This is a genomic window from Paraglaciecola polaris LMG 21857 (assembly GCF_000315055.1).
Lineage (GTDB): Bacteria > Pseudomonadota > Gammaproteobacteria > Enterobacterales > Alteromonadaceae > Paraglaciecola > Paraglaciecola polaris.
In genome coordinates, this window is sequence record NZ_BAER01000033.1 from 35,449 (window position 1) to 53,094 (window position 17,646).

Genomic DNA, 17,646 nt, shown 5'->3' on the forward strand with positions numbered 1-17,646 from the left:
CATGGATCCCGTTAAAAAAAGTCTGTGGTCTCTACACCTCACGGTTATTTTGTTGGGGGCGACGGCTTTATTTTCTAAAGTCATTCCCCTTTCAGCCACCGATATTACCTTTGGCCGTTCTATTATTGCCTGCCTAATGCTGTTTTCATTGGTAAAAATGAACGGAGGGAAGCTTAACTTAGCGCGTAGAAAAGATTACTTCATCGGGATTGGTTTAGGTTTATTGATGGCTGCCCACTGGGTAAGTTATTTTGCCGCCATGCAATACTCTAGCGTCTCTGTAGGTATGATTGCGCTTTTTACTTTCCCGGTCATTACCGTTTTAATTGAGCCCTTCTTTGAAGGTATACGCTTAGTGTGGCAAGACATTCTCAGTGCCGTCGTCGTGCTATTTGGCATATTTTTGATTGTGCCAGAGGTATCTATCGATAACGATGTCACCTTAGGTATTGTGGTCGGTATAGGCTCAGCAGTACTGTATGCGCTGCGCAATCTGTGCCACAGAAAATATTTTTCTCACTATAGCGGTTCGTTAGCTATGGCGTATCAAACTTTAGTTATTTTCTTTTGTTTAAGCTTTTTTATTACACCTGAATTATTCCAAGCGAGTGGCCAAACCTACCTATACTTAGCACTGCTGGGCACCTTTTTCACAGCGGTTCCCCATGCGCTTATCGCCACGAGTTTACAGCACCTACGGGCAAAAACCTTTTCTCTGGTCGCCTGTATGCAACCCTTATATGGGGTGATTTTGGCGATATTGGTACTCGATGAACAGCCTAGCTGGCAAACTTATGTCGGCGGATTATTGGTTATTTCAGCGGCTTTATACGAAACTGTTAACACTCAGAAATTACACAAGAAATAGGCCGCTTTTATGCTTGTTTTTGCCCATCGCGGCGCCAGCGCCGATGCTCCTGAAAATACGCTTTTAGCTATCAATAAAGCCTTAGAACAAGGTTGCGATGGTATCGAAATAGATGTGCATCAGCATGGTCACCAATTACTGGTCATTCATGATCACTGGCTGCATCGCACCACAAACGGCACCGGTCAACTTAAAGAATATAGCTTTGAGCAACTGCAAGCTCTCGATGCGGGTTTAGGTGAGCGCATTCCCACGCTTTGGCAGGTAATGGAGTGTATCGCTGGGCGTTGCATGTTAAACATTGAAATTAAAGGCGTTAAAGATGTGCAACTGGTACTCGACAACATTGAAAAAGCTCAACATGCACTTAATTTCACCTTAGATCACTTTATTGTTTCATCGTTTGATCATCATTTACTGCGTGCTATCAAAGAACACACGCCAGATTTAAAAATTGGCGCCCTAACGGCCTGTAATCCAATCGGTTACGCACGTTTCGCTGAAGAGTTAAGCGCTTATTCGGTCAACGTCGATGTCAGTTTTATGGATGAAGCTTTTGTGCTCGATGCTAAGCGCAGAGGATTGAAGATATTTGCATACACGGTTGACCAACAAGCTGATCTTGCTCGGCTGGAAGATTGGCAGGTTGATGGTGTTTTTAGTAATGGGCCAGGAAAGGCAAAAGCATTTTTAGCTGCCTAGTATAGATTTTAGCTGTATTTAGCCCTGGGTGACTGACAAGGCTAAATGCGCTTTAATCGGCAGAACAACTAGTTTCAACCTCACAGCTATGGCAACTTTGACACAATTTCAAATTTACTACGTGAGCCCCCACAATCAACATTGCACCAATAGCAATAGTAAACGGCTCATAGCTTTCGCCGAACATATTTTTATTCCAATAGATTATCCCGCCTAGTACTAAGCTATACAGAGGGTAAATCTGACGGTGATAACGAAAGAAACCCGATAACAAAGCCCAGAATCCAACGATCATGGATAACGATAAAATCGTACGTTCGAACCAGTCTTGTGCAAAGAAGCTTGCGCCTACTAAAGGTAACAAGGGGATTAAGATCGGCAACGCCAGACAATGGACCGCACATAAACTCGAGGCCCAAATGCCAAGTCGGTCTAATAGCGATTTATCTTCTGTTATTTGCATTGCTAGTCAATCCTCAATAAGTTGAATGTTATAATATAACAAATTTTTGTTATTGCAAAATTATTTCAAGATTATTTTGATCAATTAACCGGCAAATTAGCACTAGCTTATGCCGAAATTATCGCAAGCCAACAGTGAGCCTATTCGCGCATTCACGTAAGCAATAACGCGAGAGCTGTTGTAATCTCGCCTATATGAAATTGCGAAGTCGCAAATTCTCTGGGCCTTAACTGAGATTTGCGCTCGTTGTTCCCAACGCACAAGACGTTAGCCAAACACGCCACACAAACAGCAAAACGAATTAGGCCAAGACACAGCCCTCAGCCGCTTTTGATGCGAAAAACGAGCTTAGTAATGTCAGGTGAAATATTGTGGCGCCTGCCCATGGCACTTCTTCGTCATGGGTTAAATTCCTTACAGTTAAATTCTTTCAATTTTGCCAACTGCCTATATCTCACCGACCTTTTGTAATAATGTTGTGGGCAAGTGTCATATGGAATGAACCTGATGAATATAACCAAAAGAGCTTTTATCAAAGCCAGTGCTGCTGCAGCTGTTACTTTCCCCCTCGCACAATCTGTATTGGCGGCGAGCCCATCACCATCAATAACCTCATCGCCAAGGGATAAATCGTTCCTAAAAAACCTTACCCGTGATAGTCAAGCCATCAGCAAAAACGAACGTCTAGGACGGATAAAAAAAGCTCAACAATTGATGAGGCAATTTAATATTGCGGCAATGGTGCTAGAGCCGGGCGCCACCATGGATTACTTTAGTGGTATTCAATGGTGGCGCAGTGAACGGTTAACCGCAGTCGTTATACCAAGAGAAGGTGACATAGCCGTGCTTTGCCCCTTCTTTGAACAGCCCAGTATTCGCGAGTCTCTTAAAGTGGGTGATGATGTGCGCGTGTGGCAGGAACATGAAAGTCCCTTCTTGTTAATACAACAGATACTGAAAGATCGCGGCATTCAAAAAGGCCAACTCGCATTTGAGCAATCAGTACGTTACTTCGTATTGCAAGGCGTGATGGCATTGATGAGCAATATGCAGCACACTTCTGCTGACCCTATTACTCAGGGTTGCCGCATGATTAAGAGTCCCCATGAAATAGCCCTAATGCACAAAGCGAATGAGATAACTTTGGCCGCTTATGCCCATGTGCACGCTAATCTTGCCATTGGTATGAGCCAGCAAGACGTCAATCAGTTGATGAACAGCGCTCAAGCGCAACTAGGTGGCACCAGTATCTGGACGATGGCACTTTTCAACGAAGCCAGTGCATATCCCCATGGCAGTAAACAAGCACAAACCATTCAAGCCGGCTCTACGGTATTGATGGATTGTGGCTGCGCGGTGCATGGATATCAGTCTGATATCAGCCGCACATTTGTGTTTGGTGAGCCCAGTAAAAAACAACTTAAAATTTGGCAAACAGTGCGCCAAGGTCAACAAATCGCCTTTGAAAAAGCCCAACTTGGTACCCCTGCTGGTGCGGTTGATGATGCGGTGCGTGCTTACTATCAAACACAAGGTTTAGGGCCTGACTATCAGTTGCCCGGCCTATCTCATCGCACGGGCCACGGTATTGGCATGGAAGGCCATGAACCCGTGAATTTTGTACACAACGAAGCAACCCAACTGCAAGTGGGTATGTGTTTTTCAGATGAGCCTGGCATTTATATCCCGGAGGAATTTGGCGTACGGCTAGAAGACTGCATTTATATGACAAAAGAAGGTCCCCACTGGTTCACCACACCGCCAGATAATCTCGAGTCGCCCATAGGTAGGTTAAGCCCTCTGGACTCGAACTTATCAGCTCTGCTCCCTTCCCTCTTATCGACCAAAGAAGAAACCATTTAATGAAGCACTCTACATTATTGGCGCGTACATCTAGCGCGCTGGCTAAAACATTACGCACCCTGACTTTGCTAACCATCAGTTCAGCAGCGTGGGCTGGCGCTAACGAAGATTTTTCGGCCTTGCTGGACACCCATTGGCAAGCAGCAAAAAAGGAAAAAATATTTTTTCGTACCGACCCTGACGGCTGGAAACCCCAAGGCAAACTCGCCGACTTTAGTCCACAGGGCTTTGCCCGCCGTGAAGCGTTTAATCAACGCATGCTCGACGCATTGAATGCCATCGACATGACGCAGTTAGGTACAGAGCAACAAGTGAGCTATCGTTTGTTCAAATACGAACGAGAAACAGAAGCGAACAGTTATCAATTTCAAGACCGTTATTTCCCGATCAATTTTTTAAGTGGTTGGCATACCTATTTTGCTGAAGCGCCAGCCAATATGGCATTTCAGAACTCACAAGATTACGATCAATACCTAGTCAGTCTTGCCGATTATCCTCGCTTCAATCAAGAGAATATCGACTTACTTGCACAAGGCGTTAAAAACGGTTTTGTACAACACTGCGAAACCTTCAAAAATTATCAACAAAGTATCGCTACGCACATAGTCGATACGCCCGAAGACAGCGCGTTATACGAACCTTTCACCCGCTTTCCTGGCCAATTTAGCCCGGCACAAAAAGCCCAATATGCTAAAAAAGGGGCTGAACTGATTAAACAAGCTGTAGTGCCAGCCTATGTTCATTTTTACGATTATTTTGTCAATGATTACATGACTCATTGCCGCAAAGAACCAGGCATAAGTAGTGTAAAAGGCGGAGCCGAGTATTACGCCTATGCCGTTAATTACTACACCACGACAGAGCTAACGCCAAAGCAAATTCATCAACTTGGTTTAGATGAAGTAGAGCGCATCGATAAGGAAATGCAAGCCAATATCAAACAAGTTGGCTTCGATGGCAGTAACAGCGAATTTCTGCAGTTTTTAGCTACAGATCCGCAATTTTACGCCCAAGATCGTCAAGATGTTATGGAAAAAACGGCCTTCATCACGCAAAAAATGTACGGCAAATTACCGAGCTTTTTTGCAACTTTGCCACGTAATACCTTCACAATAAACGGCTCGGCCTCCAGGGGGGCATTTTATATGCCGCCACCGGATACTCGCACACCGGGCACTTACTTTTTAACATCAGATCCTGCCCAGCAGCCCCTTTATAACCTTGAAGCCCTTAGTTTACATGAGGCGGTACCTGGACATCATTTGCAGAATACTATTGCTATGGAGCTGGATGTACCTGAGTTTCGCCGTACCTTGAGTCATTCTGCCTTCACCGAAGGATGGGGATTATACTCCGAACGCTTAGGCAAAGAAGCCGGATTTTATCAGGATCCCTACAGTGACTTTGGCCGCTTAGGTTATGAAATGTGGCGTGCCGTGCGCCTAGTAGTAGATACAGGCATTCACGCTTTTGGCTGGAGTCGTCAGCAAGCCATTGATTATTTGGGCTCTCACACCGCACTAACGGAGAAGTCCACAGCTGATCAAATTGATCGTTACATATCTTGGCCAGGGCAAGCATTATCATACAAAATTGGCGAGCTTAAAATACGAGAGCTACGCAGCAAAGCGGAGCACAGCCTCAATGATAAATTCGACATACGCCAGTTTCATGATGTGATCTTAGGGCAAGGGTCTTTGCCAATGGACGTGTTAGAAGACACAGTGAATCTATGGATTGAAACACAGCAAAAACACGACGAATAACCGTCTGTTACCGCTTGTTACGTATTAGTCATAAATAAGTAAATAAAGAGTAATTCACCGACTTGAGTGCCTTTTACTCTTTACCCTACACTAGCTAACGTAAATATAGACTTCTTAGAAAGTTGTAAAAATATAATCATAACAACACCTAACCCAGGGGACAGAGCAAATGGAACGACGCGACTTTATTAAATTAGGGAGTGCCGGCATGGGCACCCTTATGCTACCCATTTCGGGGGCGGCTATATCCGCCGATCAACTACTTGATAAACCAATGGACGTAGCTTATAAAAAGAAGCTTGCTGATATCGCATTAAACGCTGCAAAGGCAAAAGGGGCAACGTATGCCGATGCGCGTATTGGCCGTTACTTAAATCAATTCGTGACGACTCGCGAAACCCGTGTTGATAACATAGTTAATACCGAATCTGCAGGCATTGGCGTACGCGTGATTGCGAACGGCACCTGGGGATTTGCATCTACCTCAAATATGACACCTGACAGCGTGGCTAAAACGGCTGAACAAGCCGTTGCTGTGGCCATAGCTAACTCTAAATTTCAAACCACGCCTGTGCAACTTGCCCCTGTTAAAGGTGTAGGTGATGTAAGCTGGCAAACGCCCATCGTCAAAAACGCCATGGAAGTGCCCATTAAAGACAAGGTCGATTTGTTGTTATCCGTAAACGATGCGGCTATGAAAAACGGCGCCAACTTCATCACCTCAACGTTATTCTTAGTCAACGAGCAAAAGTACTTTGCTTCTACTGATGGTTCCTATATCGACCAGGATATTCACCGATTATGGGCCCCGTTTACAGCCACTGCTATCGGCGATGACGGCTTTAAGCAGCGCGCAGCGCTGGGTAATCCTGTTGGCATGGGATACGAATATTTAGACGGTCTAGAAAAGGACAAAGTACGCATTCAAGGTGCTAACGTAGGTTACAACAACTCCTACGATATGGTTGAAGATGCCGCTGCTGCTGGTAAACAACTACAAGCGAAGCTTAACGCCAAATCAGTTGAACCAGGTAAGTACGACCTGGTATTGGATCCTGCGCATTTAATGCTGACCATTCACGAGTCTGTGGGCCACCCGTTGGAACTTGACCGCGTACTTGGCTATGAAGCCAACTATGCAGGTACCAGCTTTGCTACTTTAGATAAATGGCAAAGTGGTAAATTCCAATACGGCTCGGATATCGTCAATTTATACGCCGATAAAAATCAGCCTCACACCCTAGGTAACGTAGCCTACGATGATGAAGGGGTGAAAACCAAAGAGTGGGATCTGATTAAAGACGGGATTTTAGTCAACTATCAAGCGACCCGAGACCAAGTACACATGCTAGGCCAAAAAGAGTCCCACGGGTGTAGTTACTCACAAAGCTGGCGCGACGTGCAGTTTCAGCGTATGTCTAATGTCTCCCTTCGCCCTAACGACAAAGACTTATCCGCAGATGATGTTATCAAAGACGTGGAAAAGGGCATTTACATTGCCGGTCGTGGATCGTATTCAATCGACCAGCAACGCTATAACTTCCAGTTTGGCGGGCAATTATTCTATGAAATCAAAGAAGGTAAAATCGTCGATCAAATTGAAGATGTGGCTTATCAGTCAAACACCCAAGAATTTTGGAATAGCTGTACTCAGTTAGCCGGGAAATCAGATTATAGAGTGGGTGGTTCGTTCTTTGATGGCAAAGGCCAGCCTTCACAAGTGAGCGCAGTTTCTCATGGTTGCCCAACCACGAGATTCGACAACATCAACGTTATTAACACTGCGCGCAACGTGTAAGCGGCTCACTAAGAAGGAATATAATCATGACAATCATTACAGAAAAACACGCAAAAGAGCTGCTGAGTAAGGTTTTAAAGTTATCAAAAGCCGATGAGTGTGAATGCAATTTGGAAAGTAAAGTGGGCGGTAATATTCGCTATGCCCGCAACACTGTTTCTACCTCAGGCCAGGAAAGCGACTTAGTGCTTATTGTACAATCAACCTTTGGCAAGCGCACAGGCACAGCCACTATTAATGAGTTTGATAATGCCTCGTTAGAGAAAGTTGTACTGCGTTCTGAGGAGTTGGCCAAACTTGCTCCGGAAAATGAAGAATACATGCCGATATTTGGCAAACAACGTTACTTGAAAGCCAATACGTATTTTGACACTACCGCCAACGTCACCCCTGAATATCGTGCTCAAGCCGCATTTGACAGTATTGACCCCTCTAAGAAAAACAAGCTCATAGCAGCAGGCTTCTTAGAAGACGAAGTGCTCATGAGCGCCATTATGAACAGCAAGGGCTTGTTCGCTTATAACACCTCAACCAATGTGGACTTCTCAGTCACTATACGGACAGAAGATGGTAAAGGTTCTGGTTGGTCATCAGGCAATTACAGTGACGTAAAACTTTTAGATACCGCAAAATTGTCATCCATTGCCATCCAAAAGTCTAAAGGTTCCGCTGATGCCAAAGAAATGGAGCCGGGGAAATACACCGTCATTCTTGAACCTGCAGCCAGTGTCGACCTATTGCAAAACATGATGCGTGCTTTCGATCAGCGCTCTGCCGATGAAGGCCGCAGCTTTTTGAGCAATAAAGTTGCGAAAGGTCAAGAAGGTGCCAAAAACAAACTGGGCCAGAAGATGTTCGACGAACGCGTGCATGTATACTCTGACCCGCAACATCCGATCGCTCCCAGCGCGCCTTTTGCAAGTAACGGATACCCGTTGAATAAAATCGACTGGATTAAAGACGGCACCATTAAAAATATGCCGAACTCTCCCTATTGGGCGAAGCATACAAAAAGTGAATATATTCCGAGCAATCGCAACATCATTATGACAGGTGGCGATCAATCCCTAGCCCAAATGATCAAAAGCACCCGACGTGGTGTGTTGGTAACACGATTGTGGTATATCCGCAGTCTGGATCCGCAAAGCTTGTTATACACAGGGTTAACCCGCGACGGCACGTTTTACATCGAGAACGGAAAAATCAAATACCCGATTAAAAACTTCCGCTTCAACGAAAGCCCGATTGTGATGCTAAATAACATTGAAGCCTTAGGTGAACCACAGCGGATTGACGGTAACATGATCCCGCCAATGAAAATTCGTGACTTTACCTTTAGCAGCTTATCTGACGCGGTCTAACATCCGCCTATCTCAGGCTCATTTGAGCCTGAGATAATTGCTATTGGGCTGATTTAATACGGGTTGTAATCTATGGCTATTAATCGTCGACGTTTTATTCAAAGTTCTTGCGTGGCAATTGCGGCGCAAGCCCTAACCCGGGGCTCTTATTCATGGGCACAAAGCAGTCATTTTGATTTCTATTTTACCCGCCTCAGTTATGAGTCCGGGGATTGGGAAGTTGACGAGCGTATGCCAGCGAATATGCTCAACTCACTGATTGAATACACCAGCTTACGGGTCGACATTAAAGAGCGCATCGTGCCCCTATCAGACCCGACTATGTTAAACGCGCCGTTTTGTTATATGGCCGGACACAGGTTAGTTCAGTTTAGTGATGCCGAAGCACAGAATTTTAAACACTATGTAGAAAACGGCGGGTTTGTTTTTGTAGATGATTGCAATCATGATATCGACGGTATGTTCGCTAAAACGTTTGAGGCACAAATGGGCACCATGTTTGGCGAAGATGCATTGCAAAAGATCCCAAATGATCACCCTATCTATAGCGCCTTCTTTACCTTCGACGGGCCACCGCGCACTTCTATCGAGCTTAATGGTTGGGGCGACGATCTGGTCCATAACTACCTAAAAGCTATAGTCATCAAGGGTAAAATAGCCGTTTTGTACAGTAATAAAGATTTGGGCTGCGAGTGGGATTACGATTTTCGTAATAAGCGCTGGCTCAAAGAAGACAACACTAAATTTGCGGTGAATATCGTGCTCTACGCCATGACAGCTTAGTATTTCGATTGGTATAACCAACTCGAAATAATCCATAACTCAGCGAACACGTTTCCCCATTTATAAGGCAGTATGACCATGAGCAGCACTGAAAGCTTACAAGTATCGACGCAAGCCCCAGCCCTAACCGAGCAAGACATTTTACAGTTACTTGCCAAACTGACCTCTGTGACAGAAGAGCTCGGGCGAGTCATAGTCGGCCAACGCGATGTCGTTCAACAATTATTAGTCGCCATGCTGGCAGGCGGTCATTGCTTACTTGAAGGCGCCCCGGGTTTGGCAAAAACGCTTATGGTGAGTTCACTGGCCAAAACCTTAGAGCTTGATTATAAGCGTATTCAATTTACCCCAGACTTAATGCCCAGTGACATTATAGGCACTGAAATTCTGGAGACTGATCATGACAGCGGCGAACGCTTTTTTAAATTCAAGCAAGGTCCGGTGTTCACCAATATTCTATTAGCGGATGAAATCAACCGTACACCACCTAAAACACAAGCCGCTCTGCTCGAAGCTATGCAAGAGCGCACGATTAGTTACGCTGGTAGTATTTATCCGCTGCCTAAACCTTTTTTTGTACTGGCCACGCAAAACCCTGTTGAGCAGTCAGGTACTTATGCATTACCTGAGGCTCAGTTAGACCGATTTTTAATGTTTGTGCGTGTGGGATATCCAAGCGCAGCAGAAGAAGTTGAAATACTCAAGCGCACCACAGGTACACAAAGCGTGACGTTAAAAGAAGTCCTGCACACACAAGACATTCTTACCCTGCAAGGTTTAGTGCGCCAAGTGGATATATCTGCGGTTCTGCTCGAATATATCAGTGTGTTAACCCGCAATACTCGACCTGACGGCAGTGACAATACACAAGTTGCAGACTTCGTAAGATGGGGCGCAGGCCCGCGCGCTGGGCAAGCGCTAGTATTATGTGCCAAGGCCAATGCGCTATTAAATGAGCGCTTCGCGGTGACACTAACGGACATTCATAAAGTTGCCCACGGTGTGCTGCGTCACCGTATTTTGCTCAACTTTCAGGCTGAAGCACAAAACGTTGACACTGACACCGTAATTGACCATTTACTCAAGCACACTCCATTACCAAAAAGTCCGCTGACGTCATCTACCTCCGCCGGTAACTTAAGCTAATTATGCAGCAATGGATCGATCCCCTTACGCTTTCGCGGATAAAAGACATGCCACTAGTAGCCAAAACTGTGGCGGAAGGTGTATTACATGGTCAACACACGAGCGTGCAGAAAGGTTCAGGGATCGAATTTAGTCAGTATCGAAGCTATGAGCCTGGCGATGGGCTAGGCAAAGTAGACTGGAAACTATTTGCTCGCTCAGACCGCTATTTTGTGCGCGAAGCTGAACGTGAAAGTGACACTCATATTTGGTTGGTGCTGGATGCTAGCCAATCTATGTTACAGCAATCCGTCGCCAGTAAGGCGCAAAACGGTTGGCATAAACTCGATTACGCACGTTATTTTTTAGCCACCATTGCCTATATTGCACAGCAACAAGGTGATGCAGTCGGCCTGTTGGGATTGTCCGACACGCATATTGATTACCTGCCTTGTGGCACAGGACAACGACATTGGCATAAGCTGATGCTCAAATTAAGCCAACTAAAAGTAGGTGAGAAATTTCCTACTCACGAAAACCTACAAAGGCAGCTTGGTAATATACGCCCCCAAGGATTGATCTTCGTTTTAAGTGACTTCATTGAACATAATCACGAAATATTGGAATTCATGCAGCCGTTGAATCACAGTAAAAATGAACTCGTTGCTATGCAGTTGGTGTGTGATGACGAGCTGAAATTTCCATATAAAGGCGCGATAAGAGTCGAAAACCCGGAAACACAACAACAAATACTGGTTTCAAGTAAAGACATAAAGGCCCCATATCTTGCAGCTTATCAGCGGTTTCAAATGGGTTTACAAGACCATTTAAGCGTGCAGAACGTTAATCTGTTTACGGCTAATATCGACCTTCCTTTGGATGAAAGCGTACATGCTTATCTCGCGTCGCGCAGGAAGGTCAGATAACCGTGTCGAGCATCATCAATACCCTAGCTAACTTTTGGCTATCGCCCCTATGGCTACTCGGCTTATTAGCGGTGACGATACCGCTGGTCATTCATTTATTCAGTAAAAGCAAAGCCCCGCTTATTTCCTTTGCACAATTTGCCCTTATCCCAATTCAACAGAGCAGGGTAGCAAATGCGATGCGGATCCGTCAGTGGCTCTTATTAGCATTACGGGTATTCATTTTGATAATGTTGAGTTTGTTACTCGCCCAGTGTGCCAAACCTGCAAAAGACAACAGCAAAGTCGAATACTTACTCGTCAGCAATGATTGGCTTGCGACCAGCAATCAACAACAAAAGCAAACCTTGCTGAATAGGTTTAATCAGACCTCTGATACGTCTGAAAGACGATTAGTACGGTTGGGATTGAACAAGCTTAATACCGTCATCAAGGGAACAAATAATGATGATTATATCTCGAGCGAACAGGGCCTATTAACACTTAGCGTGTTAAATCCAGATAAGGTAACGAAGCAGCATTCTGTAAGACCGCAGCTTACGATCTGGCAGCAGGTCGCCGACTTTTACGCCACACACACCACAATAACTCCGGCAAATATTCAGGTATTTACCACCGACCGCCTTGCGCTATTCGATAACGAACAAGTGGCCGTGCCAGCTCAAATAAAATGGCATATCTTGAAAAAGGAAAATGCGGCAAAAAACAGTTTAAAATCGACGATATTGCTGCTATTAACGCAAAAAAACCAAGAACAGGCAGATTATATACGCGCAGCATTAAGTGCCATTAACACCCAGCGCGAGCATAAAATACAATTTGACTTAGCCCAGCTTGCAACCTTTTCAGCTTGGGCTGAATTGTCACGATATGACTGGATATTTTACCTAGCGAATGGACAACCGAGCACTGAATCACGCACTCGCTTAAGTCAATATGTTCAAGGTGGAGGGCAACTTTTGTTAGTCGCAGCCGATGCCCTCGAACAAGGCAATTGGCAGGTTAGTAGCAATATTAGCAGCCCCGCAAACAGTGATATTAAGCTAACGCAAATGGGTGAGCCGCCAAAGGTGTTACTAGCCAAAAAAGATAGAGGGGCAGATACACAAAAAAAAGAAGTCACCAAGGTAATATGGCAAACCGATGAGGGACAAACCGTATTAGACTCCGTCACAGATAGTCACTCAGAGACACCTGGGCAAGTCTTACGTTTTCACAGCCGTTTTGAGCCTAATTGGAGCAATTGGGTCACCCAATTGGACTTTCCTTTTACCCTAGACAGTATCCTGAATCGACAGGCTTATCGTGATGAATTTTCGACCAATGCGCGCTTACATACAACGCAAATTACTGCTGGCGCTAGTCAAGCCCAATTGCCACCGATTTCCCAGAACATACGTCTAAGCAAAGCGTTAAACCGTCAGCGTGAAAAGAGCAATCATCATTGGTTACTCATTATGTTAGTCGGCGCATTTTGTCTTGAGCGAGTGTGGGCTGAGTTTGGCGTTAAAACAAGCCGCGTTGACGGACGAACCAATGAAGGGTAAACCTCTATTGCCCGCTCAACGATTGCATGCGTTAAAGCGCGCTTTACAAAAAAGTAAACAGCGTCAACTGTTCCAGCATATGTTGCAATGCAACCCTTTGTTGTTTGTACTTGCGTTGCTGTCTTGTCTGTTATTGTCTCAGGTCTATTCTCAGTGGCCAATTTACGCGCAATACACCTTGCTGCTATGCGCGCCAGTGTTTATTTTTGTCTTGGGTTTTGTGCGCCCGTCTTATCGACAAATAACCTACGCTAATTTAGCAAAAGATCTTAACAGGCGCTTTTCAACTCTTGAAGAAAGCTGTGCATTGCTGTTCATGGTTGAAGATAACACTAGTAGCTTAGGTCTAACGCCCGAGCAATCGCTCACAAGTCTTCAGCGCTTGCAGTTCAATCGCAGCGCAAATGCGTTAGATAACTTAATCCATACCAAGGATGTTGACTTAGCGGCACGCTATCCACTTAAAGTGCCTATTTTCATCAATATAGCCACAGGATTAGTGTGTTTCATCTTATGGTATTTTGTTGCTGGTAACCCACAGTCTTGGATAGGACAAAGTGAACATGCCAGCCTCAACGGTCAAGCTAACAGCACCAGCGTTAAAGCAGACCGTTTGGCCAGCATAATAACCGCGCAACTGGATGTCACACCGCCTCCATATGCCCTTGGCATTAACGGATACACCACTCATCAGACACATGCTTTAGATGCGCAAGTACTTGCTGGTAGCCAAGCAACTTGGCGCATCGACTTATCTGCCCGTCAATCACAGTACAGCCTTAAATTTAGTGATAATGACAGCCTTGCGTTAACTCAAAATGCGGACGGCATTTTCACTGGGTCTAAGGTTATTCATCGTTCATCGGTTTACCAAGTCCTCGATGAAAAACAAAGGGTTGTAGCGGTACACACCTTAATGGTCACTGCAGATGAAGCTCCCAAAATAACCTTCATTGCGCCACAAGCCACGATCACTGAAATACCTAGCTATGCTGAGGGAACGAAGCCTGTGGTATACACCCAAGCCCTCATAAAGGATGATTTTGCGCTAGGTAAAGTAGAAATAATTGCCTCAGTTGCCAAAGGCTCAGGAGAGTCTGTTAAGTTTCGCGACAGCGTATTTACCTTCGATACCGTTCAAAGCATTGCAGGCGAGCAGGTGTATAACAAATCATGGGATTTAGTTGCCCTTGGAATGGCACCAGGAGATGAGCTGTATTTTAGTATCAGAGCATGGGATAACCGTCAGCCGGATCCTCAACTGAGCCGTTCTTCGAGCAAAATTGTGCGTTGGTTAGACGAAGACACCGAAACGGTGTTCAGTGAGGGCACCTTAGTCGACAACATGCCTGCTTATTTTAAAAGCCAGCGTCAGATTATCATAGATACCAAAGCACTGATTGCGAATGAAGCGATATTAAATGACCCCGAGTTTAAACAGACCTCTGGAGAACTGGGCATCGCTCAAGCCGATTTAAAACACAAATACGGCCAATTTGTAGGAGATGAAATAAGTGGCATAGTGCACACCATGGAAGGCGGAGCAAACACTGAGCAATTCGACCAAGACAACCATGAAGAACATGCTGATGACGAGAAAGAGGATGAACACAAGGAACACAGCGCACATTCAAAACCTGACGCAATGGATAAGTCAGGCTACCAAACGGCAATAGAACAGTTTGGTCACGCTCACGGCGAAACCGACGTAGCGATATTTAAAACCCAAGACACAATAGAACAAAACCCTCGGGTCATGATGAAGCGCGCCATTGGATATATGTGGCAAGCGGAAAGCCAATTGAGATTAAATCGTCCGCAAGATGCCCTTCCCCATGAAGAGCAAGCCTTGTTATGGTTAAATCGCGCTAAAAAAGCCGAGCGGATTTACGTGAAACGGCTTGGATTTGAGCCCCCGCCCGTGAGCGAGAAGCGTCGTTATCAAGGCAAGTTAGATGATATTGAAAATAACGTGCAACAGCATCCCACCGTTCAAAATGACAGCAACATACAAGCACTGCAACGCCTCATTGCGTTACTCAATGCTCCAATGCAATCGACCATGCCTTTTAATAACGACGAACTCGCAATACTGCAAGATGCAAACTCACGGTTACAGAACATGTTAGATGAGGATCCCAATGTCATTCGGATACTTGCTTTGCTAGCACAAATTGAAAGCGCCAAGCAACGCCACCCAACATCATGTGAATTGTGCGCCGAGCGTTTGCAAGCACAGTTGTGGCAGCTTTTACCACCAGCACAAAGTAGCCCTGCCCAACTGCGTCGCCCATATAGCAATACCCAACCTGCCATTAAACATTACGCGGAGTTTTTGCGCATCAAGGAACACCCATGAGCTGGCACGTCGCACAAATAGGCGCATATTCATTAACCACGCCGCAGAATATGTCGTTAGGGCAGTGCACGGTACTGGGCATACTGCTGCTAGGAGCATGGCTATTTAGCAATCTGTTGATTTATCGCCGTTTATTCAAACCTCGACGGTATATTTGCGCGCTTCTGTTAAGCCTCAATACCTTAGCCTTCATGGCTTTTTTAGGCACGGTATTAGATACCAGGTATTCCCATACTCACACCAAGCAAGCCATATTGGTTACATCAGGCGTAAGCCAAGAAAAACTCGCAGCCTTAGGCAGGGATAAATCCGGTTATAACACGGTATTCACGTTGGATAACAATATCGATTTGTCTGGCGCAACCTATTTAGCCTCGCCATCTCTGCTCGTTCATGCCATGCCTGATGTTGATACAATATCCGTGTTAGGGGATGGCTTAAGCTCTGAACAGTGGCGAACATTGCTCGCCACTCAAGCACATAGGGACGGTGTTTATACTAACAGTATCGCTGTCACGTTTAGCCCCAGCATTAAAAGTACCGGCTTGGTAGATATGCGCTGGAATAGACAAATCACCTTAGGTGAGCAGCTTGATATTACTGGGATCGTGCAAGCCCCAACTACAGTAGACAAGGCAAATAGTCACGACACGACTCAATATTTATTACAGCTACAAACGCCAAGCGGTTCAGTAGAACAAGAGGTGCATCTCGTCGCCGGACAATCATTCCATTTAAGTACACAACCCAAATCGGCTGGTCAATGGTTATATACATTGAAATTGCTAACGTTAAGCAGCCAACAGGTACTTGAGCAAAGTCAGTTAGCGGTATCCATTGAGCAGCCGCCTACGCTGCGTGTGGCGATTTGGCAATCTGCCCCATCTTTTGAAACCAAACACCTAAAAGACTGGGCTAGCAAAACAGGCAGTCAGATAAAAGTTGTTACGCAAATCAGTCAACAGGCCTATTTGCGCCAAACTATCAATCAAGCCCCCCTCGCAACAGGTTCAGTTGCTCCCAAGGGTAAACAATTTTTCAGCCCACAAGCCTTAAATGACAGCGACATTTTACTCATGGATGGGCGCGGATTAGTGCAGCTATCTGTTGATGAGCGAGACCGCTTGGGGGAAGCGGTCGAGTCTGGGATGGGCTTATTGGTTTTTGCTGATAACGATTTAGCCGATAGTAATTTGTTCAATGGTGCGCCGCAAAAAAAGAAACTGAATATGCCTAGGGTACAAGTAGATAAGCAAGCAGAAGATGAATTAGCGATTATCTACCCACAGAGGCCCGTAACGAAAAACGCTAAAGCCATGACCAGTCAATTGCTTGCGGTATCGCCCTTACGTTTTAGCAATGAGCAAGGCGATGTATTGCTTAACGCCCCTAACCAACGTCCTCTGGTCAAACGTATCCATCAGGGGTTAGGGCAAGTCGCCATGACCTTAATACCACGCAGCTATGTGTGGAAAATCAACGATAATCAACAAGCGTATGGGCGCTTATGGCATTATTTGTTTAAACAAATTGCCCGCAATACGCTGCACACGTACTGGCAACCAGAGAAACAAGACCAATTGACCTTGTTACATGCCCAGTTGAATGCCTGTTTAACCCTAGGCAATGATAAATTTACTGTGTCCCGCTACCAAGCATTTAGCCAGTACATGGATAACCAACTGCGCATAGAACAACCCTTGGTGTTGAATCAACAACCTGAGCAACCTATTTGGTGGTGCACACATTATTGGCCACAAACGTCTGGTTGGCACCGCCTTTATCTCGCTAACACGACTACCGCTAATCAAGCTGAAACATCGCTAAATAAACCTGCCGCCTCGCAATACCGGTACGTGTATTCCCCTGATACATGGCCTAGTTGGCAGCAATCAAATAAACACGCCGCCAGCAAAGAAATGGCTGCGTTAAGCCCTCAAAAAACGAGCAACATACACCAGGAAATTTTACATAAAGGATGGTTTTACGGTCTGCTTTTGTTAATGCTGACACTGTTGTGGTTGGCGCGCCGCTTGCTCTGAAATTGAGCAAGGGCGACAATATAACAGCGATTATTGACCGAAT

The 17,646-nt window shown here is 45.4% G+C and carries 13 protein-coding genes; 12 read left to right on the forward strand and 1 reads right to left on the reverse strand.

Annotated features, from left to right (window positions below; all coding sequences use genetic code 11):
* Window position 1: 1 nt before the first annotated feature.
* Together GPLA_RS06165 and GPLA_RS06170 are read left to right on the forward strand one after the other, a co-directional pair.
* Window positions 2-868 carry a DMT family transporter gene (locus GPLA_RS06165; RefSeq protein WP_007103998.1) on the forward strand — a complete coding sequence of 289 codons (867 nt, stop codon included), beginning with the start codon at window positions 2-4 and terminating at the stop codon, window positions 866-868.
* Window positions 869-877: 9 nt separating this feature from the next.
* On the forward strand, window positions 878-1,570 hold the full coding sequence (locus GPLA_RS06170; RefSeq protein ID WP_007103999.1) for a glycerophosphodiester phosphodiesterase: 693 nt from the start codon (window positions 878-880) through the stop codon (window positions 1,568-1,570).
* Window positions 1,571-1,622: 52 nt separating this feature from the next.
* Here the strand turns inward: GPLA_RS06170 and GPLA_RS06175 are convergent, their stop codons facing one another.
* Window positions 1,623-2,033, reverse strand: a complete 411-nt coding sequence (locus tag GPLA_RS06175) for a MerC domain-containing protein (protein WP_007104000.1) — start codon at window positions 2,031-2,033, stop codon at window positions 1,623-1,625.
* A gap of 507 nt (window positions 2,034-2,540) precedes the next feature.
* Here GPLA_RS06175 and GPLA_RS06180 point away from each other — a divergent pair.
* From GPLA_RS06180 to GPLA_RS06225, 10 genes are all read left to right on the forward strand, one after another.
* A complete protein-coding gene (locus GPLA_RS06180; RefSeq protein ID WP_007104001.1) occupies window positions 2,541-3,896 on the forward strand; it encodes a M24 family metallopeptidase in 1,356 nt (451 codons plus the stop codon).
* The gene (locus GPLA_RS06185) at window positions 3,896-5,662 is read left to right on the forward strand and encodes a DUF885 domain-containing protein (protein ID WP_007104002.1); all 1,767 of its coding nucleotides are present in this window, start codon (window positions 3,896-3,898) and stop codon (window positions 5,660-5,662) included. Before GPLA_RS06180 ends, GPLA_RS06185 begins: the two co-directional genes overlap by 1 nt.
* A 169-nt stretch (window positions 5,663-5,831) precedes the next feature.
* Complete coding sequence (locus GPLA_RS06190) at window positions 5,832-7,460, forward strand: TldD/PmbA family protein (protein ID WP_040514022.1); 1,629 nt, start codon at window positions 5,832-5,834, stop codon at window positions 7,458-7,460.
* A gap of 26 nt (window positions 7,461-7,486) precedes the next feature.
* Complete coding sequence (locus GPLA_RS06195; RefSeq protein ID WP_007104004.1) at window positions 7,487-8,821, forward strand: TldD/PmbA family protein; 1,335 nt, start codon at window positions 7,487-7,489, stop codon at window positions 8,819-8,821.
* Window positions 8,822-8,893: 72 nt separating this feature from the next.
* Window positions 8,894-9,604, forward strand: a complete 711-nt coding sequence (locus GPLA_RS06200; RefSeq protein WP_007104005.1) for a DUF4159 domain-containing protein — start codon at window positions 8,894-8,896, stop codon at window positions 9,602-9,604.
* 78 nt (window positions 9,605-9,682) lie between these two features.
* Complete coding sequence (locus GPLA_RS06205; protein WP_007104006.1) at window positions 9,683-10,750, forward strand: AAA family ATPase; 1,068 nt, start codon at window positions 9,683-9,685, stop codon at window positions 10,748-10,750.
* A gap of 2 nt (window positions 10,751-10,752) precedes the next feature.
* Window positions 10,753-11,655, forward strand: coding sequence for a DUF58 domain-containing protein (locus GPLA_RS06210; protein ID WP_007104007.1), 903 nt, complete (start codon window positions 10,753-10,755; stop codon window positions 11,653-11,655).
* Window positions 11,656-11,657: 2 nt separating this feature from the next.
* Window positions 11,658-13,202, forward strand: a complete 1,545-nt coding sequence (locus GPLA_RS06215; RefSeq protein WP_007104008.1) for a BatA domain-containing protein — start codon at window positions 11,658-11,660, stop codon at window positions 13,200-13,202.
* A complete protein-coding gene (locus tag GPLA_RS06220; RefSeq protein ID WP_007104009.1) occupies window positions 13,192-15,561 on the forward strand; it encodes a hypothetical protein in 2,370 nt (789 codons plus the stop codon). The genes GPLA_RS06215 and GPLA_RS06220 overlap by 11 nt, the downstream gene beginning before the upstream one ends.
* The gene (locus tag GPLA_RS06225; protein WP_007104010.1) at window positions 15,558-17,603 is read left to right on the forward strand and encodes a hypothetical protein; all 2,046 of its coding nucleotides are present in this window, start codon (window positions 15,558-15,560) and stop codon (window positions 17,601-17,603) included. Before GPLA_RS06220 ends, GPLA_RS06225 begins: the two co-directional genes overlap by 4 nt.
* The last annotated feature ends 43 nt before the right edge of the window (window positions 17,604-17,646 follow it).